Origin of the sequence: Chryseobacterium hagamense (assembly GCF_007991455.1) — a bacterium.
GTDB lineage: Bacteria > Bacteroidota > Bacteroidia > Flavobacteriales > Weeksellaceae > Chryseobacterium > Chryseobacterium hagamense.
Map to the genome: position 1 here is coordinate 93,981 of NZ_BJYJ01000015.1, position 23,445 is coordinate 117,425.

General features: G+C 43.7%; 16 protein-coding genes. 5 read left to right on the forward strand and 11 right to left on the reverse strand.

Features of this window, described 5'->3' with window-relative positions:
* The first annotated feature begins 18 nt into the window (after positions 1–18).
* The 3 genes from CHA01nite_RS13630 to CHA01nite_RS13640 all read left to right on the forward strand — a co-directional run bounded on the left by CHA01nite_RS13630 (position 19) and on the right by CHA01nite_RS13640 (position 6,562).
* Positions 19–1,905: an AMP-binding protein gene (locus CHA01nite_RS13630; protein ID WP_146942273.1), complete on the forward strand. Its 1,887-nt coding sequence runs from the start codon at positions 19–21 to the stop codon at positions 1,903–1,905.
* 56 nt (positions 1,906–1,961) lie between these two features.
* Positions 1,962–3,869, forward strand: coding sequence for an acetate--CoA ligase (gene acs / locus CHA01nite_RS13635; protein WP_146942275.1), 1,908 nt, complete (start codon positions 1,962–1,964; stop codon positions 3,867–3,869).
* 488 nt (positions 3,870–4,357) lie between these two features.
* Positions 4,358–6,562 (forward strand): RelA/SpoT family protein, encoded by a 2,205-nt coding sequence (locus CHA01nite_RS13640; protein WP_146942277.1) that lies wholly within the window; start codon positions 4,358–4,360, stop codon positions 6,560–6,562.
* Positions 6,563–6,921: 359 nt separating this feature from the next.
* Here CHA01nite_RS13640 and CHA01nite_RS13645 read toward each other — a convergent pair whose 3' ends face one another.
* Positions 6,922–7,929 carry a YihY/virulence factor BrkB family protein gene (locus CHA01nite_RS13645; RefSeq protein ID WP_146942280.1) on the reverse strand — a complete coding sequence of 336 codons (1,008 nt, stop codon included), beginning with the start codon at positions 7,927–7,929 and terminating at the stop codon, positions 6,922–6,924.
* Positions 7,930–8,139: 210 nt separating this feature from the next.
* Between CHA01nite_RS13645 and CHA01nite_RS13650 the strand changes: the two genes are divergently transcribed.
* A complete protein-coding gene (locus CHA01nite_RS13650; protein ID WP_146942282.1) occupies positions 8,140–8,613 on the forward strand; it encodes a 23S rRNA (pseudouridine(1915)-N(3))-methyltransferase RlmH in 474 nt (157 codons plus the stop codon).
* 46 nt (positions 8,614–8,659) lie between these two features.
* On the opposite strand, the gene CHA01nite_RS13655 is transcribed toward CHA01nite_RS13650, so the two are convergent.
* From CHA01nite_RS13655 to secD, 7 genes are all read right to left on the reverse strand, one after another.
* Positions 8,660–9,226 carry a phosphatase PAP2 family protein gene (locus tag CHA01nite_RS13655; protein ID WP_146942284.1) on the reverse strand — a complete coding sequence of 189 codons (567 nt, stop codon included), beginning with the start codon at positions 9,224–9,226 and terminating at the stop codon, positions 8,660–8,662.
* Between the two features lies 1 nt (position 9,227).
* Complete coding sequence (locus tag CHA01nite_RS13660) at positions 9,228–9,563, reverse strand: Sec-independent protein translocase subunit TatA/TatB (protein ID WP_146942286.1); 336 nt, start codon at positions 9,561–9,563, stop codon at positions 9,228–9,230.
* Between the two features lie 76 nt (positions 9,564–9,639).
* Complete coding sequence (locus CHA01nite_RS13665; RefSeq protein WP_146942288.1) at positions 9,640–10,281, reverse strand: SCO family protein; 642 nt, start codon at positions 10,279–10,281, stop codon at positions 9,640–9,642.
* Positions 10,253–10,828: a toxin-antitoxin system YwqK family antitoxin gene (locus CHA01nite_RS13670; RefSeq protein ID WP_228458416.1), complete on the reverse strand. Its 576-nt coding sequence runs from the start codon at positions 10,826–10,828 to the stop codon at positions 10,253–10,255. The genes CHA01nite_RS13665 and CHA01nite_RS13670 overlap by 29 nt, the downstream gene beginning before the upstream one ends.
* Positions 10,800–11,570: a YHYH protein gene (locus CHA01nite_RS13675; RefSeq protein WP_146942290.1), complete on the reverse strand. Its 771-nt coding sequence runs from the start codon at positions 11,568–11,570 to the stop codon at positions 10,800–10,802. The genes CHA01nite_RS13670 and CHA01nite_RS13675 overlap by 29 nt, the downstream gene beginning before the upstream one ends.
* 115 nt (positions 11,571–11,685) lie before the next feature.
* A complete protein-coding gene (locus tag CHA01nite_RS13680; RefSeq protein ID WP_146942292.1) occupies positions 11,686–12,927 on the reverse strand; it encodes a TCR/Tet family MFS transporter in 1,242 nt (413 codons plus the stop codon).
* A gap of 722 nt (positions 12,928–13,649) precedes the next feature.
* On the reverse strand, positions 13,650–16,559 hold the full coding sequence (secD, locus tag CHA01nite_RS13685; protein WP_146942294.1) for a protein translocase subunit SecD: 2,910 nt from the start codon (positions 16,557–16,559) through the stop codon (positions 13,650–13,652).
* Positions 16,560–16,772: 213 nt separating this feature from the next.
* Between secD and CHA01nite_RS13690 the strand changes: the two genes are divergently transcribed.
* On the forward strand, positions 16,773–18,140 hold the full coding sequence (locus tag CHA01nite_RS13690; RefSeq protein ID WP_146942296.1) for a PQQ-dependent sugar dehydrogenase: 1,368 nt from the start codon (positions 16,773–16,775) through the stop codon (positions 18,138–18,140).
* Positions 18,141–18,176: 36 nt separating this feature from the next.
* Here CHA01nite_RS13690 and CHA01nite_RS13695 read toward each other — a convergent pair whose 3' ends face one another.
* The 3 genes from CHA01nite_RS13695 to CHA01nite_RS20515 all read right to left on the reverse strand — a co-directional run.
* Positions 18,177–19,358 carry a hypothetical protein gene (locus CHA01nite_RS13695; protein WP_146942298.1) on the reverse strand — a complete coding sequence of 394 codons (1,182 nt, stop codon included), beginning with the start codon at positions 19,356–19,358 and terminating at the stop codon, positions 18,177–18,179.
* A gap of 27 nt (positions 19,359–19,385) precedes the next feature.
* Positions 19,386–20,744 carry an oxygen-independent coproporphyrinogen III oxidase gene (gene hemN, locus CHA01nite_RS13700; protein ID WP_146942300.1) on the reverse strand — a complete coding sequence of 453 codons (1,359 nt, stop codon included), beginning with the start codon at positions 20,742–20,744 and terminating at the stop codon, positions 19,386–19,388.
* Between the two features lie 627 nt (positions 20,745–21,371).
* A partial coding sequence (locus CHA01nite_RS20515) for a hypothetical protein (protein WP_228458417.1) occupies positions 21,372–23,445 on the reverse strand: 2,074 nt, incomplete at its 5' end.

The following is a 23,445-nucleotide window of genomic DNA, read 5'->3' on the forward strand; positions in this document are numbered from 1 at the left end:
TTAAAAGACAAACGTAAGATGGATACGGAACATTTATTTAAAAGAAGCATACAAGACAGAGAGCATTTCTGGAAAGAGCAGGCCCGGGAGATCCGGTGGTTCAGATTTCCGGAACAAATCCTTTCGGAAAACAAAAACAGCTACCCCCAATGGTTTCCCGACGGGGAACTGAATATGTGCTATCTCTGCATCGACAAACATATCGAAGACGGCTTCGGGGAACAGACGGCAATTGTTTACGATTCCCCTGTGACCGGACAGAAGAAAACCTATACCTTCAGCCAGGCCAGAGAGGAAATCTCGAAGCTTGCCGGAGGACTTGCTTCACTGGGACTTCAGAAAGGCGATACCGCCGTGATTTATATGCCGATGATTCCGCAGACGCTTTTTGCCATGCTGGCCTGCGCAAGGATCGGGGTTATCCATAATGTAGTCTTCGGGGGTTTTGCACCGCATGAACTGGTGGTACGGATTGACGACTGCAGGCCGAAAGCACTGATTACCGCAACGGCAGGCATCGAAATTGCCCGGAGAATCCCTTATCTCCCACTTGTAGAAAAAGCCATTGAGCTGGCTCAGGATAAAGTGGAAAACATCATCGTCTACAACAGGAAACTGGCCGATAATCAGCATGAAATGTTTGACGGACTGACCGATTACGAAGAACTGGTAAAGAAGTCGGAACCGGCAGACTGCATTGCCGTGGAATCCACCCACCCCCTCTATCTGCTGTATACTTCCGGCACCACGGGAAAACCGAAAGGAATTACCCGGGATACCGGCGGCTATGCCACCGCTTTAAAATTCTCGATGAATTACATTTACGGAGTAAATCCCGGTGAAACCTATTGGGCAGCGTCGGATTTCGGCTGGGCGGTCGGTCACAGCTTTTCCGTATACGGACCGCTGATTAACCGGAACACCACCATTATTTTCGAAGGGAAACCCGTGATGACACCGGACGCAGGGACTTTCTGGAGAATTATTTCGGAATATAAGGTTTCGGTGATGTTTACGGCGCCTACAGCTATCCGCGCGATCAAGAAAGAAGATCCGGACGGGGAACTGGTAAAAAAATACGATTTACGCCATTTTAAAAAGCAGTTTCTTGCCGGGGAAAGATGTGATGTCGCCACGCTTGACTGGTTTGAAAAATACATCGGCGTTCCCGCCATCGACCACTGGTGGCAGACCGAATCGGGCTGGCCGATGGTCGGCCTGATGACTTCTGACGGAAACTACAAAATCAAAAGAGCGTCCGCCGGAAAACCGATCCCGGGCTATGACATTAAAATTTTTGATGAAAACGGACTGGAACTGGATGCGCACCAGGAAGGCTACCTGATCATCAGACTTCCGCTTCCCCCTGGGGCATTGCTTGGCATCTGGAACGATAACGATCGCTTTCACAACAGTTATCTCTCGCAATACAAAGGCTATTATTTTTCAGGAGACGGCGCTATAAAAGACGAAGACGGCTACATCTTCATTACCGGACGGGTGGATGATGTCATCAATGTGGCCGGTCACCGCCTGTCGACTTCCGAAATGGAGGAAATCGTTTCTTCACATCCCGATGTGGCGGAATGCGCCGTCGTTGGCATTGATGACGACCTGAAAGGCCAGGTTCCTTTTGCAACGGTCGTCTTAAAGAACGGCTCTGATATTTCCAATGATCTGATAGAGCAGCAGATTGTACAGACGGTCCGGGAGAAAATCAGTGCCGTAGCCTGCCTGAAAAATGTGATGACGGTAAAACGCCTGCCGAAAACCCGCTCCGGTAAGATCCTGAGAAAGCTGATCCGCACATTGCTGGACGGTAAAGAATTCCGGATCCCATCCACGATCGATGATGAAAAAATCATTGAAGAAATTCAGTTGAAAATCAAAGAATATAGATCGTAAACAAGAAATTAAACATAAATTTAAGTAACAAAATTCAAATAAAAAACGAAAAGGATATGAGAAACTACCTGATAGAAGATTTACCGCATTATTTTGAAGAATATAAAAAGTCGATTAAAAATCCCAAGAAATTCTGGGACAAAATAGCCGATCAGAATTTTGTCTGGTATCAGAGATGGAGCAAGGTTGTGAAATACGACATGAATGAAGCAAAAATCACCTGGTTTAAGAATGCCAAATTAAATATTACCAAAAACTGCCTGGACCGGCACTTATCCGTACGCGGCAACAAGACCGCCATTATCTGGGAACCCAATGATCCGAAAGAAGAAGCCCGGCATATTTCCTACAGCGAATTATACACCCGAGTGAATAAGACCGCCAACGTCCTGAAAGAAATGGGCATTGAAAAAGGCGACCGGGTCTGCATCTACCTTCCGATGATTCCGGAACTGGCCGTAACCATGCTGGCCTGTGCCAAGTTAGGGGCCGTGCACTCCGTTATTTTTGCCGGATTCTCTGCCTCTGCCGTTGCATCAAGGGTTAATGACTGTGAAGCGAAAATGGTGATTACTTCCGACGGAAGCTACCGTGGAAACAAAGTGCTCGATCTGAAAAGCATTGTGGATGAAGCTCTCGAAAAAACACCAAGCGTAGAAAAAGTTCTGGTCGTTAAGAGAACACAGAATGAAATAAAAATGAAGGAAGGCCGGGATTTCTGGCTGGAAGAACTGTATGAAAAGGCTTCTCCGGATTTCGTGACGATCATCATGGATGCCGAGGATCCGCTTTTCATCCTTTATACGTCTGGTTCTACCGGCAAACCGAAAGGAATGCTGCACACCTGTGCCGGATATATGGTCTATACGGCTTATACTTTCAAAAACGTATTCAATTACAAAGAAAACGATATTTACTGGTGTACGGCTGATATCGGCTGGATTACCGGACATTCCTACATCCTTTACGGCCCTTTGCTGAACGGAGCCACCACCGTTATTTTTGAGGGAGTTCCGACTTATCCTGAACCGGACCGTTTTTGGGAAGTGATTGAAAAACATAAGATTACCCAATTCTACACCGCTCCTACCGCGATCCGCTCATTAGCAAAGGAAAGTGCGGAATGGGTAGACAGGCATGACCTGAGCAGCCTGAAAGTGATCGGATCCGTAGGTGAGCCCATCAATGATGAGGCCTGGCATTGGTTCAATGACCATGTCGGAAGGAAAAAGTGTCCGATCGTTGATACCTGGTGGCAGACGGAGACAGGCGGAATTATGATTTCACCCCTGCCATTCGTTACGCCGACCAAACCGACCTACGCTACTCTTCCGCTGCCGGGCATACAGCCAGTGCTGATGGATGACAAACGCAATGAAATCATGGGCAACCAGGTTACCGGAAACCTGTGCATCCGGTTTCCGTGGCCGGGGATTGCCAGAACCATCTGGGGCGATCACCAGCGGTATAAGGAAACCTATTTTACGGCCTTTCCGGGAAAATACTTTACCGGTGACGGCGCCCTGCGGGATGAAGTGGGCTATTACAGGATTACCGGACGGGTGGATGACGTAATCATTGTATCCGGACACAATCTGGGAACCGCACCGATCGAAGACAGCATCAACCAGCATCCGGCTGTTGCGGAATCCGCTATTGTAGGTTATCCTCACGACATCAAAGGAAATGCTTTATATGGTTATGTCGTGCTGAAGGAAACCGGAGAAAGCAGACAGCGGGAAAACCTGAAAAAGGAAATCAACCAGCTGATCGCAGATCAGATCGGGCCGATTGCCAAGCTGGATAAGATCCAGTTTGTTTCAGGTCTTCCGAAAACCCGTTCCGGAAAAATCATGCGCAGGATCCTGAGAAAAATTGCAGAAGGCGACTTTAGTAACTTCGGCGATATCACTACGCTTTTAAATCCTGAAATTGTAGAAGAAATCAAAAACGAGAAAATTTAATTAAAACCAGAAAATTACAGGAGCGGACTTTAAAATTCCGCTTTTTTTGGCCTCTGACTGCTTATTTACTAAGCTTCATACCTGCAGTTATCAGAATCCATCAATGTGTTTCGGGACATTTGGTTTAATTAATGTTACTAAAAATAACCAATCGTTATTAATAAAATATTAATTTTTATTAAAAAGTATTAAATTATATTAAAAATTATACTACCTTTACACCGATTTAAAATTCAAGACCCCGTGAATAGATTTTCACAGACCGTTAAGGTTTTCTATTTATAAAATTAATACAGGCCTGAAATTTAAATTAAATCCTGATCTGTACAGACCCAAAATTTCTGTTACCGGAAAAGGATCCTGAACTGAAATTTAACTATCAAGGATAAAATCTATAACCTGAGTCCGCAGATCTTTCTGCGGATTTTTTTAGCTTTGAAAAGTGAGGAAAATTTCGTATTTTCGTTTAAACATAGGCTGCTGCACAAATGAGTTACGACTTAGAACAAGAGAACAAAGAGATCCTTACAAGATACAAAGATCTGATTTCTAATACCTACCGGACTTTGGATGAGGAAAACAACAAACTTATCCGGAAAGCATTCGACATTGCCCTGGACGCCCACAAGGACCAGCGCAGAAAATCGGGTGAACCTTACATCTACCACCCCATCGCCGTTGCGAAAATCGTAGCGACGGAAATCGGCCTGGGAGCTACTTCCATTGCCTGCGCCCTCCTGCATGATGTAGTTGAGGATTCGGATTATACATACGAAGACCTTAAGAAAATATTCGGTGAAAAAATAGCAAATATTGTCAACGGGCTGACGAAGATCTCCATCATGAACCATCAGAATATTTCGGTACAGTCTGAGAACTACCGGAAACTTCTGCTGACGCTTTCTGAAGATTTCCGGGTAATCCTGATCAAGATTGCCGACCGTCTCCACAATATGCGGACACTTGAGAGCATGGTGCCGGACAAGCAGAAAAAGATTGCTTCAGAAACGGTTTATATCTATGCCCCGATGGCCCACCGTCTCGGTTTGTATAACATCAAGTCAGAACTTGAAGACCTGTCCCTGAAATACAATAACCCCGACGTTTACAAAGAGATCACGGAAAAGCTTGAGCTTGCCAAGGAAAGCCGGGAGAGGTATATCGAAGAATTTAAAACGGAGGTTTCCGAAAAACTGCACGAAGAAGGCCTGCATTTTAAAATCAAGGGACGGGCGAAGGCCATTTCCTCGATTTACCGGAAGATGCTGAAGCAGGGCGTTTCATTTGAGGAAGTCTACGACAACTATGCCATCCGGATCATCTATAAGTCCGATGCCAAGAATGAGAAATTCCTGGCGTGGAAAATTTATTCCATCGTAACGGATGTTTACCACAGCAATCCTTCCCGGATGCGCGACTGGATTACCCAGCCGCGTTCAACAGGTTACGAAAGTTTACACCTAACCGTTCTGGGACCCGACAAAAAGTGGATTGAGGTACAGATCCGTTCGGAAAGGATGGATGAAATTGCTGAAAAAGGGGTGGCCGCCCACTACAAATATAAAGAAGGCTATAAGCAAAGCTCCGATGACCGCAACTTTGAAAACTGGGTAACGGAAATCCGTGAAGTACTTGAACAGCAGCAGAACCTGACGACTTCTGAACTTCTGGACAACATTAAGCTTAATCTATACTCCAAAGAGGTTTTTGTCTTTACGCCTAAAGGGGAAATTAAAATTCTGCCGACCAATGCCACGGCACTCGATTTTGCGTTTTCCGTCCACTCCGATCTGGGGATGAAGTGTTTAGGTGCAAAAATCAACGGGAAGCTGGTTCCGATTTCCTATGTTCTGCAGAACGGGGATCAGGTGGATATTTTATCTTCGCAGAACCAGAAACCGAAATCCGACTGGCTGGAATTTGTAGTGACTTCCAAAGCCAAGTCCAAGATCAAGAGTTACCTGAACTCACAGAAAAATCAGCTGGTGGATGACGGAAAAGAAATCTTACAGCGAAAGCTCCGTCATGCCAAGATCAACTTTAATGATGACGAGATCAATAAGCTGCAGAAATTCTTCAATCTTAAAAGTTCCCAGGAACTGTTCCTGAAATTCCAGTCGAATGAGCTGGATGCAAGCAGCTTAAGGAAATATATCGAAAGCAAGAACGTCTTTAATAACCTTTTGTCAAGATTCCGGAAATCCCCGGTAAAAAATACGGCTTTCACCGAACCGAAGGAACAGAATCTCGATATGATCGTCTTCGGGAAAGATGAGGAAAAGCTGAACTATACCTATGCTAAATGCTGTACGGTAATTCCTGGCGACAAAATTTTCGGATTTATCACGATTTCAGACGGTATCAAAGTCCACAGCGACAACTGTCCGAATGCAATCAACCTCCGTGCCCAGTACGATTACCGGGTGATCCCTGCCAAATGGGTGAATGCGGAAAGTTTCAAAAACAGGGTAAAAATCGAAATTGAAGGGCTTGACCGGATGGGGATGATCAATGATATTACGACCGTTATCAGCGGTTCTATGGGAATGGACATGAAAAGCATGTCCATTGAATCTAACGACGGGATCTTTACCGGAGCGATTATTCTTGAAGTAAAAAACAAAAGCCAGCTCGAACAGACATTTATCAAGCTGAAGGATATCAACGGTGTGTCGAGAATAAGGAGAATATAACAAATTTACACTGGAGCCGAAGCAGAAATCAGATCACTGGCTGGAATAGGAAGCCGGATGACGGAAGACAACCTTGCAGATAACTTACCGATTACAGATAATGGATAATCGAATTCATGTTAATTTAATTATCTACCTGACATATAAAAATATTCCGGAGCATCCTGTGTTCCGGAATGATTGTAATATCGTTAAAGGCCGTTTAAATTTGCTTCTGTTTTTACCAGGAAATTGAAATCTTTTATCTTCGAAAAGTCCATGTATTGGTTCAGCTTCAATCAGCTGATTCACTTGAATGATCGTCTCAAGGGAGGAATCGCTGTATTGAAATGTAGAATCGGGTGGCAATCACCCAACGCTCACTGTCCTCTTTCTTCGCTCTTATTTTTAATATTTTTCCGGCGGCTGAAAAGTGTCCTGCTGTTGATTTCCGTATTTTTACCATCCTTTTTCAGCTCATCTGAAAGCAGTTTTTTGATTCTCACTTTTCTGATGGCCATATTCAGTTCGTTTCCGAAAAGCAACAGGTAAACATTCACGTTAATCCAGATCATCAGCAGGATCATGCTTCCGATAGAACCGTACAGCACGTTGTACCGGGCGATATTCTTCACATACAGCGCAAAGATGTAGGTGGTTACCACAAACAGGACCGTTGTGAGGATTGCTCCCGGAACCGCCTGCCTGAACCTGGCAATCCGTACCGTTCCCAACCAGTAAAATAAAGTAAGCAGGATAAAATAAAAAATAGGAAAGGAAACAAATCCTATAATTTTTGAAAGGTTCTTGACAAGCCACGAAATATCCTTCACCGGCGTAAAAAGCTTCAGGACAAATTCCGAATAATACACCCCGAACAGCGACAGGAAAACGATGGATATGAACCCAATGGTAATGAAGAAGGAAAGAATAAACTCTTTTACATCCGTCATTTTTTCATCCGTATTTTCGTTGAATCCGTTGATGAGGGAAAAGGTTCCGTTGGTAGCAAAAATAAGGGCGAATACGATTGTTAAATTACTGATCCCTTTCATATTCGGGACGATACTGTTTTCGATATAATCCCGGACATCCCCTTCGATATTGGAGGGGAAGATATTATGCAGCAGGACTTCAAAAATATAAAACTGCAGCTTATCGTAATGCGGCATATAAGGCAGGATCGACAAAAGAAAAAGAATGAACGGGAACAGGCTGATGGTAAAACTCCAGGAGATCGCGGCCGCTTTACGGCCTATTTTATCTTTAAAAATTCCGCGGATATAGATCTGAAACATCTGCCATAGGGAAATCCCTAACAGAGGAATATGGATACCGTCGAAAAACTCTTGAATTTTCAAGATAAATTTAGGAAGTTTTGCGCTCATTCTTCTTTTAATATAACCTGTCCTGTCCGGTATCCCTATCAGTTATCAATACTCCATCGAGGGAGATTACATCATGCATCCGCATTCTGTACCGGACCGGTATTCCTACAAAAGTAATGATTTTTTTAAAATTGGAATTTTTCCCCGGATTAAGGAATGATGACTTTCTTTAATTTATAATATCTTTGTTCCTTAAAATTTACCTCTACCATGCAGATCAGCTTACTTTGTATCGGAAAAACTGATGATAAGGAAATCACTTCCCTTATCAATTATTACCTCAAGCGTCTTCCGAAACACTGGAATTTTGAGATTACTGAAATCCCGGATGTAAAAAATGCAAAAAACCTTTCACCGGATCTCCTGAAAAAGGAAGAGGGAAAATTGTTTTTAAACCAGATCGACCGGACGGATCTGGTCCTGATTCTGGATGAGAAAGGAAAACAGCTCACAAGCAGGGAATTTGCCGGTAAAATCGACGGCTGGATGAATTCTTCGGTGAAGAAAATCCATCTTCTGATCGGAGGGGCCTACGGATTTTCTGATGAAATGTATTCGAGGGCCAATGAGAAAATGTCGCTGTCTAAAATGACCTTTACCCACCAGATGATCCGGCTGTTTATTGTAGAGCAGATCTACCGTGCCGATCAGATCCTTCAGGGGAAGCCTTATCACAACGACTGATGTAAAAAAGCCGGCCCGAACCTAAATATTTTAATGAGTATGATCTTTATGAAGCTACGGACTGCTTAAGAATTACTTTTTTGGCCAGGGTACCGAAAATGATTCCAAGGACGGATCCTGCGAAAGCCCCTACCAGAATATCCCCCGGAAAATGGACGCCCAGGTAGATCCTGCTGTATGAAACCACCACAGCCCAAACGAACAAAACGTAGGGAAACCAACGGAGCTTATGGCCTAATAAAACAGTCAGGTAAGTCGCCAGAAAAAAGGTATTGGAAGAATGGGAAGAATAGAATCCGAACTGTCCGCCGCATTTTACGATTCTCATCAGATGCTCCAGACCGGGATCATGACAGGGCCTGAGCCTCTCGAAACCATGTTTGAAAACACCGGCCAGCTGATCGGAAACCGTGACCCCGATGGCCACGAAAATAAGGATAAAAACCAAAGACCGCAGCTTATAGTTTTTAAACAGAAAATAAAAGAAAATAATATACAGAGGCACCCAGATCCAGGTGCTGGAAACCAGGATCCAGAAATGGTCGAAACGCGAGTCTCCCAAGTTATTGAGAAACAAAAAGATTTTACGGTCTTCGAGAATAAGCTCCTCCATCCTATCTGCTTACAGGCCCTTCATAAGCCTCATCATCGGAGGGTTTCGGTTTCGGAAGTTCATTGGATGCCAAAGGATCTGCAACTACATCCTTCTGAACGTCATTCATCGGATTGTAGTCTTTTGCCGCATCTTTTACCTTCTCGATTTCACGTTTGATCTCAGAAACAGGATTATCCGTTTCTTTCATAATTTCAGTTTTGATATCTTCTACGGCGCCCCGCATTTTGCGTACCCCTGAACCCAGGTCGCGTGCGATCTGAGGAAGTTTATCCGGTCCGAACAGGACAACGATCGCAATAGCAATCAGTGCCATTTCTCCAATGCTTAATTCCATATGGTAAAATTACGAAAGATATATGAAACTGGATGTTAAATATTAAGTTTTAATGAAATATTAAGTTTTGATGAAATCATTCATTTTTAAGAATCCCGATATCTGCAACAAGCTGTTGCATATCCGTCTGTAAGGTACCGTTGTAGATCCCCCTGATCCTTTGTTTTTTATCGGTAAGGACAATATGTTCGGTATGGAGGAACTCTGTGCTGTCCTTCGTAAATCCGAGATCTTCTTCCGCAAAATAAGACCTGCGCGCCAGATCATAGATCGCACGCTTCTTACCGGTGAGAAAATACCAATTGGGATTATCTATCTGATGCGATTTTTTAAAATCCTTCAGTTTCTTCGGGGTATCAATCCACGGAGTTACTGAGAAAAAGAGCATTATAATTTCAGGATCATTCCGGTATCTTTTACTGACCGGTTTCAGATTCCGGATCATCACCGGACAGATGCTCCCGCAGGAAGTAAAAATAAAACTGGCCACCTGAATTTTATGGTCGACACTTTTATCCGTCATTTTCCGGTTATCCTGGTTTATCAAAGAAAAAGAACCGATGTGATGGGTGATTTTCTTTGCCGCTTCCTGCTCCGATAAGAACTGAGGTGTAAAATCCGGACTGTTATAATAGGGCAGCGCATGTTCTTCCTGTCTGCTGCAGGCCAGTACCAGGCCAAGCACCAGGCTACTTCTGAAAAATACGGTCCGTAACATTTACACAATTTTTTGTCCCGAGCAACCCATACCGTTTGCCATTTTTCATCATATAGTTTGATCTGATTTTACCATTATCATAAAACTGCTTCTGGCTACCCTCTTCATAGCCCAACCGGTAATGCATATCCCTGATGAGCATCCCGTTTTTATTCCATTCTTTATATTCTCCGTTGTTTTCACCTTTCAGGAAGGATCCGGAGACTTTCAGATGACCGTTGTCCCACCATTCTTTCATAGTTTTCACCTTGGTGCCGCCGTCAAAAAAACGCTGTGCAGACCGTTTTCCGCCCGGGAAAAATTTTCGCCATTCCCCATGTTCCCTACCCTTCCTGAATCCGATAACTTCTGCGGTATCTTCTGTTCCCGGATAAAAAGAAAATACAATTCCTGAAAAAGGCCGGCCCCGGTAGAAAACCATTCCGTTTTTATTTTCCAGGCGGATGTCTTCGAGGCGGTACCGAATCATCTTTTTCTGCTCTGCCGGATTACAGGAGATCAGGGAAAGCAGCAACAGGCTAATTGCTGACAGTTCCCGGAGTGCCATAAAAACCATTTCCGTTGATATAAGGGTCGCTGCCCGTAATGTGGTAATGATAAATACCGTTCGGATAATCTGCCGTGGCTCCGGTATGCCCGTGATAGGCATCAAGGGAAGCATTTGTTACGGCTGAACCGTTTTCTTCAGGACCATAGACCGGAAAGCCGTCCAGCAAAAACCCTAGCAAAGCGGATTTGGAAGCTTTTACGGTGGTTAAATATTTAGGTTCCACATGGTAGTGGTAATCGCCGCCGGGTGCAGGGTGTCCCCACCATTGGTCGAAAGAGGCAATTTCTCCGCTCAAAGGCTGGCTGGGCCCGGCATACTGATTGAAAAAAGGAACACCGTTCAGCGAAACGCCGATTGGGCCAAGCGGTGTTGCGGAATGCGCAGGATTTACTGCCGGATTCACCGGAATTTTAAACGTATAATTTTTCGCAGCAATAGAATTGGGATTCTTGGAAAAAGTATAGCCTCCGTACGTCGTGCCTGAAAAATTTTCATACAAACTATTTCCTGCAGCGTAATATACACTTTTATGGTCCGGTGTCCCGTTTGTTTTTATGTAGACATAGGTCCCATCCGTTGTAATGCCCGAGGCTCCGTAAATTTTTTTATAAACTGCAGGAACATCAGCACCCGTTCCGATGCCGTCACCGTTCTGATCCGATGAAGAATCGTCGCTGCTGCTACAGCCCGTAACCAATACGGCCAACAATAATCCCGATAAAAAATGCTTGATTATCATATTTATGTTAATTTTTCCAAATATATAAAAATATGATAATTTAAATTTAATTATTATAAAAATTTAATGCTGAATAAAAGTAAAAAAGTAAAATTTGAAATATCCATCTTATCCTTTACTGTAATGGAACTTCTTCTTTTCTACTATTTTTTCTTTTAAAATTAAAATAGGTCAAACCCACACTTACCGACATTAGGATGAATGCGAGGAAAAACGGAGCTCCGGGAAATTTCAGGGAGGCATCTTCCTTGCTGAACTGGTAGTACAGGCTGGCCATCAACGGCGGTCCTATGGTTGAGGTAATGCTCATCAGACTGGTTAAGGCGCCCTGAAGTTCACCCTGCTCATTAGCGGCTACATTCTTTGTAATCACCGATTGCAGGGACGGTCCGCAGATCCCTCCCAGACAATAGGGAATCAGAATGGCGAACATCATCCACCCTTCTGTGGCAAAAGCAAAGAGCAGCATCCCGATGGCATACATTCCAAGGCCTATGTAGATGCTTTTGTATTCTCCAAGCTTCGGTGCCGTCCATCTGATCAGCACGCCCTGAACCAGAGCGACCAGTAGCCCGACCACTCCTAAAGAAACCCCTACTGTAAATTCCGTCCATTTGAATTGTCCCATCGTAAAGAAGCTCCAGTTGCTCTGCACGGCATGCCCGGCAACATAGACCAGAAAAAGGGTGGCTACCAATCCGGAAAGTTCGGGATGCTTAAATAAAAACTTCAGTGAACCGATAGGATTTGCCCGTTTCCAGTCGAATGCCCTTCTTTTATCTTTATCCAGGCTTTCAGGCAGGATGAAATAACCATACAGAAAGTTGATCAGGCATAAGCCTGCAGCCGCATAGAAAGGCACTCTGGCTCCGAAATGTCCGAGAGCCCCACCGATCAGCGGACCGATAATGAACCCCAGCCCGAATGCCGCACCGATGAGCCCAAAGTTTTTGGAACGGTCTTTATCCGTGGAAATATCCGCAATGTAGGCACTGGCCGTCGTAAAGCTGGCACCGGTGATTCCGGCAATGACCCTCCCGACGAACAGCAGCCAGATGGTTGGGGCCAAGGCTAAAAAAATATAATCGACGGTAAATCCGAAAAGCGAAATCAGGATGATCGGCCTTCTCCCGTATTTATCGCTTAAATTGCCCACCACCGGAGAAAATACAAACTGGGTAAAGGCATAAGCAAAACTCAGCCATCCACCGTATTTGGCCGCTTCCCGCACATTTCCGTGAATGAGCTCTTCAATCAGTTTCGGGATCACGGGAATGATGATCCCCAAGCCGATGACGTCAATGAGAAGCGTAATAAAGATAAAGCCGATGGCTGCCTTTTTTCTTGAATTTTCCATAGTGATGCAAAAATAATGAAATCGGCTGATACGGTGAATTGCCAATTGATAATTTTGCTGGGCTGACGAATTGGGTAGTGAAGAGTCAATAGTCAACCTGTTATGCAAATAAATTTTTACGGTCAGTAAATGATTCGTCGTTAATGGGCATGAATGGTAAATGTTCAATTTTGCGGTGCAAGTGAATATTCAGAAAAACAATATTCCGCAGGAACAGCATCCGTGCAGAAAACAGATTTCAACATGAACCGCACACCATCGGTATATTACCTGACCAGCCGCTTAAAAAGATAGAACTCCCAGGGAGTTCCCGTAATCTTCCCCATCAACAACATACTATACAGATCCTGCTCCTTCGGAGCAAAATGGTATAACAGATCCGTTAAAAATTCACCATTGATAAAACATGAATTGCCAATTCACAGTATAAGAAGATCTTCAGAGTTGCTTCGGTAATCCAATATTCGTTTGCAGAAACTGACAATTGACAAAAAATAATGGCCAATTCTGCTGCATCAGCATATCTCCGGAACTGATTAAGAAATTCACCATTCATCCGTAGGAATTCACCATTCACAACAATCCGGACTACTGCTACTACCGGAACCAGATTGCTGTAATTACAGTCTCGACTCCGGTTCTTAACCTTTTATTCCAAAACTTTAAACAAAAAAAGGCCCTTCATTGCTGAAAGGCCTTTTTCTTATTTACTGTAGTTTACTTTATTTTGAAGCAAGTACTTCTCTATCCGTGGTCGTTTTACCGTGCACTTCGTCTTCTTTTCCTGTTTTCAGGAAGTCATAGGCGATTGCCGATGCCACGAAGATGGATGAATACGTACCGAATCCGATACCGATCAACATGGCAAACATAAATCCTCTCAGGTTGTCTCCCCCGAAAATGAAGATTGCCAGGATTACAAGGATGGTGGTGAATGAAGTGTTGAAGGTTCTACCCAGTGTGCTGGAAATAGAGTCGTCGAATAATCCCGCCAGGGTTAACGATTTCTTCTCTCTCAGGTATTCCCTGATTCTGTCGAAGATAATTACCGTATCATTGATGGAATACCCCAATACCGTAAGGATGGCCGCAACGAAATCCTGATTGATTTCCATATTGAACGGCATATACTTGTGAAGTAAAGAGTAAGCCCCAAGGATGATTACCGCATCGTGAAACAAAGCTGCAACGGCACCTAACGAGAACTGCCATTTTCTGAACCGTACCAGAATATAGATAAAAATCATTGCCAGTGCAGCAACTACCGCGTAGATTCCGTGGATCTGAATATCGTCGGCTACCGAAGGCCCTACCTTTTCAGAAGACACAATTCCTGCCTGATCTTTATCAGCGGATTTGAATTCTTTCAGCGTAGTTCCGGCAGGTAAGTTTGATTTTAAACCTTCAAACAGTTTCTGTTCTATAATCTGGTCAGCCTTCAGAGATTCGTCTTCGATCAGGTAATCGGTAGAAATCTTCAGCTGCTTTTCATTTCCGAAAGTTTTAGCTTCCACCGAAGAATTTTTCCCGTCTTCCGTTTTGAAGAGCGCTACTAATTTATCTTCAATATCTTCCGCTTTTACATTTTTATCGAATCTTACCACGTAATTCCTACCTCCAGTAAAATCGATTCCGTATTTAAAGCCGTGTGTAGCAATTGAAATAATACAGACGATCGTTAAAACAGCGGAGAAAATATAAGCGTATTTTCTTTTTCCGATGAAATCGATCCAGGTATTTCTGAACAGGTTCTTCGTTGCCGGAGTCCATACGGAAAGTCCTTTTCCTTTATTTAATCTTGAGAAGATCATGGCTCTTGAAAGAAGCACGGACGTAAATAGCGTCATTGCGATACCGATCATCAATGTCAATGCAAAACCTTTGATCGGTCCTGTCCCGAAGAAAAACAATACCACGGCCGTCAGGAAAGTCGTCGTGTGACCGTCAATGATGGCATTCAGTGCATGTTTGAAACCGTCTTTATATGCTTCAAGAATGCTTTTCCCTGCAAACAATTCTTCTTTGGTCCTTTCATAGATAATCACATTCGTGTCGACGGCAACCGCCATCGTCAGAACGATACCGGCGATACCGGGAAGGGTAAGCGTAAAGTCACCGGAATCCATAATTCCGAAAATATAGAATAAGTTGATGATCATGGCAATTACCGCATAAACCCCAGCTCCACCGTAGTAGAAAATGATGTAAACGATGATGATGGCAAATGCGATGATAAATGACATTAAACCGGAATCAATAGCTTCCTGACCTAAAGACGGACCTACTACCGTAGCCTGAACTACTTTTGCACCGGCAGGCAGTTTACCTGCTCCCAAAACGTCTACCAATTCCTTTGCTTCTTCCTGGGAGAAGTTACCGGAGATCTGGGTTCTACCGTTCGGAATGGCATTTACAACGTTAGGTGCGGTATATACTCTGTTGTCCAGGGTTACCGCTACCGGCTTCCCTACGTTTTTCTCGGTAAGGGTTTTCCACTCCTTTGCGCCTTTGGAATCCATCTGCATGTCTACCACTACCCGGCTCAGTTCGTCATAACCGATGCTTGCGCTTTCTACGGCACCGTCTACCGGAGCTTTCTGGTTGATGTTTCCTCTTACGGCATACAATACTAGGCTTTCAGCATCTGCAGCTTCCGGCTTGTATCCCCACATAAACTGGGTATATTTGATGTTGGCAGGACGTAAAGACTGAGCCACTTTGCTGTTCAGGATCTTGTTCACTGCAGCGGTGTCCGATAATTTTACGTTGGCTACCCCGTTTGTTCTTAATTTGTCGATGTGCAGAAGATTCATGAAGTTCGTGCTTTTGGCCACGCCCATAGAATCCCCTTTTGCAGCAACAGCTGAGGTCAGGGTCTGGAAGTAAGGAGCCACTTCAGGAACCTGCTGTACTTCCCAGAACTGAAGTTTTGCAGACGTCTGAAGCATCTTTTTCACTTTATCGATGTCTTTCATCCCCGGCATTTCCACAGAGATCCTGGCGGTACCGGGAACCCTCTGTACGTTTGGCTGAATCGCCCCCAGCTTATCGATTCTGGTTCGTATTACTTCGAAAGCCGTTCCAACAGATGCATCGATTTTTCTTTTAACGATGTTTTTTACCTGATCATCAGGCGTATTGTACTTCACCTCCGTCAGCGTGGTATTTCCGAAAAGTTCCGGATCCGCCAGCTTCAGGTTTGTGCCTTTAGCCTTATTGATTGCATCGAACTGATCAAAGAAATTGTCGATGTAAGACTTTGTGGAATTCTTCTGAACTTCATCCGTCTTGTTCAAAGCCTCGATCAGGATCGGGTTGGTGGAATAACCGGTCAGGTCATTCACAAGATCCCTCTGGTTGATTTCCAAAAGAACGTTGATCCCTCCTTTCAGGTCAAGACCGAGTTTCATCTCTTTTTCCTGGGCTTTGGTGTAATAAAGTTTAGTGAATCCCAGATTCAGCGTATCCTTAGAAAGTTTTGCAATTTCTTTCTGATACTTTTCCGGATTGTCTCCTGCAACAGCAGTTGCCTGCTTTTCAATTTTGCTGGCGTACCATGTTGGTAATAGCTCGTTTAAGCAAATTAACCCTAGTACAATAGCAACAATTGTAATAAGTCCTTTTCCTTGCATTTTGTTATAACTACGTTAAATTAAGTCGGCAAATATAATCATTTTCTTGAATTTTATGAATTTTAAGTACAGAAATCGTTTATTTTCAGACCTATTGGCAGTCTTATTTTTATTGAAGATTCAATAATCCTGCTGTGGTATTTTAATAAAGTTTTCAATGCTTCATTGGTATGGAATTTTCATTCAGTTTAATGCACTAAATATCAAAATATTATGAAAAAATTACTTTTTTGCGCAGGTATTTTTTCTTCCTTTATGTTTAATGCCCAAAGCATTACGCTGGAAGAATTTGCCACCGGGCTCACCGCACCCGTAGAAATCACCCATGCGAACGACAGCCGGATGTTCGTTGTCCAGCAAAACGGAATCATTAAAATTTTACAGGCCAATGGAACAGTAAATTCTACTAATTTTTTAAACATCAGCACAAAAATCACTTACGGAGGAGAAAGAGGCCTTCTGGGATTAGCTTTCCACCCGCAATACCCGACGAACGGGTATTTTTTTGTTTATTACAATGACACCAACGGAAATATCACGGTAGCGCGGTACACCAGAAGCACCGCCAATCCGGATGTTGCCGATCCTTCAACGGAGAAGATTATTCTGAACCTGCCCAAACCTTTCGACAACCACAATGGCGGAAGCATCCACTTTGCACCCGACGGCTATCTGTGGATCGTAACCGGTGACGGCGGCAGCGGCGGGGATCCGAACAACAATGCCCAGAACAAAAATTCACTGCTGGGAAAACTGCTGAGGCTGGACATTAATTCTACCGGAGCCTACAACATCCCGGCGGGAAATCCTTTTGTAGGGATTGACGGAGCTGATGAAGTCTGGGCTTACGGGCTGAGGAACGCCTGGAAGTTTAATTTCGATACCGCTTCCGGCAATGTCATGATTGCAGATGTGGGCCAGGGACAGATTGAAGAGATCAACCGGATGCCGCTGACCCAGGCGGGAATCAATTACGGCTGGCGATGCTATGAAGGGAATAACGCTTACAATACAGCGGGCTGTGCCGCACAGTCCACCATGACGTTCCCAGTAGCCGCTTATGACCATTCGGGAGGAAAGTGTTCGATTACCGGAGGATATGTGTATCGCGGAACACAGTATCCGGCTCTGCAGGGAAGGTACTTTTTTGCCGATTACTGTTCTACCCAGATCGGGAGCCTGAATGCTGATGATTCGATCACCTGGTCTGCCCCGTCTTCCGGAAATAATTTTTCCACCTTTGGGGTAAACAGTCAGAATGAGCTTTTCGTAGCAGCCGTCAACAACGGAAAAATTTTCAGGCTGACCACTTCGGCAGTACTGGGAACACAGGAAAGCGATCTTTCAACCCCAATAAAAGTATATCCTAATCCGGCTTCAAAAACCGTTTTCATCGAAGGGGTAAAAGATAAGAATGCAACCATTGAAATCATCAATTTCGAAGGACGAAAGGTATTGGAGCAGGGAAAAATTGAAAAGGACAACAGCCTTAATATTTCAGGGATCCCGGCCGGGGCTTATCTCATCAACATCAATTCAGGAAATCTTAAATCTTACAGCAAAAAATTAATTATTAAATAATTTTTTTTTCGCATAATTTACAGAGCCTCATTCATCTTATTTTGATTGAGGCTTTTTTAACAGGTAAAGCATCAAAAACAGAGGCAGGATAAGAATCAGCTTAACGGGTAGAGAGAACCGCTCCGTCTCTTCATCAAAAAGTACATTCGGACTCAGGGTGACCAGCAGGAAAGAGATTATAAAAAAAACCAGTTCCGGTATGGAAAGGATATCTGTTTCTGCCCTCTTGAATCTGAATTTCAGACCCAGGACCCAAAAGCCCAGGAACAGGATCATAAAAGGAAAAGTCCAGATCCGGTAGGTATCATAGGCAATGGAATGCATGAGTAAAGGGATTGATGAGACTGCTGCCAGCAAAATAAATATGCCAATATTTCCTTTTAGCCTGAACTCTTTAAGCACCATCCACAATAAAAAGAGCATGGGAATTCCGTAAAATACCGTGGCTTTCGAAATAAATACCCTTTGGATAAAATGGCTTCTCTGTTCCTGAAAAGAGAGGCTGAAACGCTGTGTATAAGCTGAGGTTACGGATCGGGCAACATTTTCCGGAATAAACGGAATGCTTTTCAGATAGTTAAATACCGTCGTAACGCAATCACCTCCTTCCCGCTCATGAAACCACGACAGAAAGATTAAAGATAAAACCGGTAATCCCAGGAAGGCTATTATCTTCTTTATCATTCCGGGCGAAAAAATATTTTTAAAGGAAAACGCCTGGGCCGGGCTTTCAAAAACCAGCAAAGCAAAAGTACTTACGGGCAGCATCAGGAAAAAAGTAATTTCGTGGATGAAAACGCTGAATCCTGCAATCAATGACGCCAATACAAACTTTTTTCTTCTGATTAAATAAATAACGGGCAGGGTCAGCAGAAACACCACATGTTCCAGGTAGCCGATGAGATGGGCGGAGAATATGATATACTGCGACAGCAGGAAGATCACGAAAAACAAGACCGTATGAATGCTTTTTTCCCTTCTGAAAGTTTCCCTGACGGCAATTCCTATGACAGCCGCATACAGCAAAAGCAGGATGGCAACAGAGAGAATAAAAACAGAAGATTCGTCCTTCCGGAAAAACCATCCGAAAATTTCACCACCCAGCCCGCGTTTGATAAACCCGAACCGGTAATCCATCATCCAGTGCGATTCTGACCATTTGTTGGGAAACCTGGCCGTTTTTGCAACACTGAAAAGCAAAGCATACAAATAGGTCAAAAATAAAAGAAGCTTCCTGCCCATGCATCAGATCGTCATGGAGAAAATGCGGGTTTCCGGCTTGTTCCTCATCATCCTCAGATCGAAAACCATAGCTACGTTTCTTGTAAAGGCTCTCCCCTTTTCAGTGATCTGGATGTGGGTACCATTGATTTCCACCAGCTCATCCTTTTCCATTTCCTTCAGCATTTCAAAAGCATTCTGCAGCTCGGGGAATGAATGATGAACATCAAAAGTAGTTTCCAGCTGGCACATCAGGTTCAGGATATGCCTTCTTACGGTAAGATCCTCCTCATTTAAAATATGTCCCTTTACTACCGGAATATCACCTTCCTCTACCATTTTCTGATATTCTTCCACGGTTTTTACGTTCTGTGCAAAAGCATACCATGAATCCGAAATGGCAGACATTCCCAGGCCAACCATCAATTGGGTTTTGCTTGAGGTGTAGCCCATAAAATTCCGGTGCAGCTTTTTCCGGATCAGCGACTGGTAGAGGTCATCATGTTCCAGAGAGAAATGGTCCATCCCGACTTCGATATAGCCCAGCTCTTCCAGTAACTTTTTACCGTCTTCATACAAACGCCGTTTTTCTTCACCGCTTGGCAGGTCGTTTTCATCGAACCCTCTCTGACCAACTCCTTTTACCCACGGCACGTGTGCGTAGGAATAGAAAGCCAGACGGTCGGGTTTCAATTCCATTGTTTTGCGGATGGTATTTTCCATCGCTTCCCAGGTCTGGTGCGGCAATCCGAATACCAGGTCATGGCTGATGCCGCGGTACCCGATTTCTTTTGCCCATTCCGTTACTTCCTTCACTTTTTCGAAAGTCTGGATCCGGTTGATGGCTTTCTGTACTTTCGGATCATAATCCTGAACGCCGAAGCTTACCCTTCTGAATCCTAAACCGTATAAGGTCTCCAGGTGTTCGCGGGTGGTATTGTTCGGATGGCCTTCAAAAGAAAACTCCTGATCTTCCGCAATCTCCACGGTTTCAAAAATCCCTTCCAGAAGGGCTTTCAGGTTCTGTGGTGAAAAGAACGTGGGAGTTCCGCCACCGAGGTGCAGTTCCTTCAGTTTAGGTTTCTCGCCGAACATGCGGAGATACAGCTGCCACTCCTTCAGTACGCTTTCCAGGTACGGGATTTCCACACTGTGCTGCTTGGTGATGCGCTTGTGGCAGGCACAGAACGTACATAAAGCCTCACAGAAAGGAAGGTGGATATAAATGGAGATCCCTTCGTCTGCATTCGACTCCCTGAAAGTCCTGATCACACTCTGCTTCCAAAGCTCAGGCGAAAAAGAATGTTCGTCCCAGTAAGGAACAGTAGGATAAGAAGTGTAACGCGGGCCGGGAATATTATATTTATCGATTAAAGAATTCATTTTTAAAAATTTTAGCGTCAACGCTTATTAAAGTTTTACAATACAAAATTAAATATATCTGATGGATTTTGAATCATGAAATATATTAGGGATTTTTTTGATATTTATAACGAGTCTAAATACGGAAGATCTGAATGGAATCCGGATGATGATTTACGGTATTTCGATACCATTGATAAAAATTAAATTTAACGTGAACTCGAAGAAGAACCGGAGTTAAGAGTCTGGAAGAGGGAAGCCGGATGCCGGAAGTCTGTCTTGTCAAAAATATAATCAGAGGTCTTGATCATCAAACTAAACATTTTGTCATTCTATCAGGGGAAGTTCTTACTTAATCCTGAATAAACAGCCTTCGTTTTATTTTTAACCAAGGTTTGATTTATATTGTATTAAAGTCATGAAGGGGGCTTTCTACAGGATAGGATCAAATTCTATCAGAAACCTAAACCATTTACTCATTTAAATAAAAGAAATTTCTATTTGAAATCCTGATTGAATTAGCCATATTATTTTTAATTAAATAAATATCTGAATAGGATATTGATACGATCGAATTCACATTAAATTTAAAAAGCCGGATTCTTCTTACGAAAAAATCCGGCCCGGTTCCTTTGGCATGAAGGTATCCTACAAAAGTGCTTCTACCTGTGAAGTGATGGCTTTAAAATAGGCATCGGTGAATTCCTTTTCTTTATCGGTAAGGGTGCTTTTAAACTCCCGCGCCATAAATATCCCTCCGAAATAATCATTGACTGCATTTTCAATATATGAATCCCTGTTTCTGAACAGCGATATTTTTTTAGCCTTTAATTCTTCCGCCAGCTTGACAACGATTTTTTGTACATTCCGGTTCTTTGCTGCTTCTTTACCGATCTTCTGCAAAATCATTGATTTTTCAGTTTCCGTTTGTGAAAACGCGGATCCGGCTTCAGACGTTAAGGGTATGCTTTTATTGTTTTCCGTGATATATTTTTCAATCCTGCCTATTCTGCTTTCCAGTGCATCGATCTGTTTTTTCTGTTGCTTCACTACGGCCAGCACATCATTGGTATTGATTCCTACGACCACATTAACCGTTTTTGAGGCATTGGTCTCGCCCCATGCGATCCCGATAATGTTTCTGTAGTCATCCGTTTCCATATTTTCCGGAGACCGTGCAATAGCGTATCCATCGTTATTGCCTGACGGAAGGATATAATCTCCGATATGGGTTTCGTTCAGGACGAAAACCGGTACCTGCCCCATGAACGCCACCGGTTTGAATTTAGACCGCTGCTCCGGGAGAGGCTCTTTTCCCACCACGGCAGGATTCATGGAGACCACCATAATTTTCTCGCAGTCTCCGGTATTCAATGTTATTTTGCCTCCTTTCACGCCTACTACCTGGGCTGGAATAATATTTGGGGAATCTGTGTAATCCTTAAGCTCCAGATATTCGGCATAGTCTCCCGCACTGGATGAATACTTAACACCGGCTACACTTTTGATATAGTCGATCTGTTTATTATAACCGTCTATTTTAGCGCCGCTTAATCCCAGATCCGTTTCATAAGCCAGCACCTTATCGAGAATCTGGGCTGCTGCCAGGGTTTCGATACCGGCCTTCTCAGTTTGCGCTGCTGAAGCTGCAGGTGCCTGGCCGTCAACAATAGGACCGGCTGAATTGGATCCTGTAATCACATTAAGTCCGGCAGCCGTTTCCGTGCTTTTTTTCGCTTTCCCTTTTTCATAACCCTGTAACAGGATTTCAATTCCTTTGAATACCGCAATATTCGCTTCCTTCGCAATTTCCATATCCCTGTCTTTCACCGTTCTCAGATAATCTTTCTTAAAATTGACGATTTCCGGCAGCGATTCCCCTTCAATCCTGCCCACCATTACTCCGTCTTTATTCCAGAAAGAAAGAAAATTGTTTCCGGTAGTTACTTTTGGAGAATCTTCCGCTCCGTAGGCACTTCCATAGTTGCTCTCCGCATGCTTATTCACCCTGATGGCAATTCCCTGATCTACGGCATTAACTCTTAATGCATACGAATTAAAAGAAGAATCAGGCCCAAACCCCATATTGTTCAGCAACGGTTTCTGATAGGGACTTTTAAAATAGGTATAGGTATCTACAGACATAGGAGTCAGGGTATTGATGGTCGCATTCTGGGTAAATACCTGACCCAACACCGATAAATTTCCGTTGATAATTGCTCCGCCGTCTACCTTTAATGCAGCATTGGTAAAATCTCCGTAAGGTTGGCTGAGGGTAGATTTAATATACAGTCTTTTCCCGATAATGGCTCCCCCTTTTACTTCAAATGCTTTGCTGTTATCATCATCTACAGTGCTGTTAACGTTTACCTGCTTATTGAATAGCGCATCATCATTAAAAGTGCTCACTTTATTGGTAAACAATTTCCCGTTGAGATTGGTATCTTTTGTAACATTAAGATCCTGACCGACGTTCAGGTTTTCAGCAAGTCCCATTCCTCCTGCTACGACCAGCGCTCCGGAAGAAATACCGGTGGAATGAGCCGCATTGCTGATATGGGTTACTCCTGCAATGTCTACGGCTCCTGTAATGGCAGCTGCATTATTGACATACAGACTTCCCGTTGTGGTTTTCACTCCAACATTCAGGTTCTGCCCTACGCTGGCATTCTGAAGCGCATTCAGATTGTTATTGGCCGTAATGTTGTTGACTGCCGTGATG

Bases quoted from the DNA above. Each gene is read 5' to 3' on its own strand.
- CHA01nite_RS13690 (WP_146942296.1), top strand. From the start codon at position 16,773: ATGAAAAAATTACTTTTTTGCGCAGGTATTTTTTCTTCCTTTATGTTT.
- acs (WP_146942275.1), top strand. From the start codon at position 1,962: ATGAGAAACTACCTGATAGAAGATTTACCGCATTATTTTGAAGAATAT.
- CHA01nite_RS13645 (WP_146942280.1), bottom strand. From the start codon at position 7,929: ATGAGCGCAAAACTTCCTAAATTTATCTTGAAAATTCAAGAGTTTTTC.
- CHA01nite_RS13665 (WP_146942288.1), bottom strand. From the start codon at position 10,281: ATGTTACGGACCGTATTTTTCAGAAGTAGCCTGGTGCTTGGCCTGGTA.
- CHA01nite_RS13655 (WP_146942284.1), bottom strand. From the start codon at position 9,226: ATGGAGGAGCTTATTCTCGAAGACCGTAAAATCTTTTTGTTTCTCAAT.
- CHA01nite_RS13680 (WP_146942292.1), bottom strand. From the start codon at position 12,927: ATGGAAAATTCAAGAAAAAAGGCAGCCATCGGCTTTATCTTTATTACG.
- CHA01nite_RS13675 (WP_146942290.1), bottom strand. From the start codon at position 11,570: ATGATAATCAAGCATTTTTTATCGGGATTATTGTTGGCCGTATTGGTT.
- CHA01nite_RS13670 (WP_228458416.1), bottom strand. From the start codon at position 10,828: ATGGCACTCCGGGAACTGTCAGCAATTAGCCTGTTGCTGCTTTCCCTG.
- hemN (WP_146942300.1), bottom strand. From the start codon at position 20,744: ATGAATTCTTTAATCGATAAATATAATATTCCCGGCCCGCGTTACACT.
- CHA01nite_RS13650 (WP_146942282.1), top strand. From the start codon at position 8,140: ATGCAGATCAGCTTACTTTGTATCGGAAAAACTGATGATAAGGAAATC.
- CHA01nite_RS13640 (WP_146942277.1), top strand. From the start codon at position 4,358: ATGAGTTACGACTTAGAACAAGAGAACAAAGAGATCCTTACAAGATAC.
- CHA01nite_RS13630 (WP_146942273.1), top strand. From the start codon at position 19: ATGGATACGGAACATTTATTTAAAAGAAGCATACAAGACAGAGAGCAT.
- secD (WP_146942294.1), bottom strand. From the start codon at position 16,559: ATGCAAGGAAAAGGACTTATTACAATTGTTGCTATTGTACTAGGGTTA.
- CHA01nite_RS13660 (WP_146942286.1), bottom strand. From the start codon at position 9,563: ATGGAATTAAGCATTGGAGAAATGGCACTGATTGCTATTGCGATCGTT.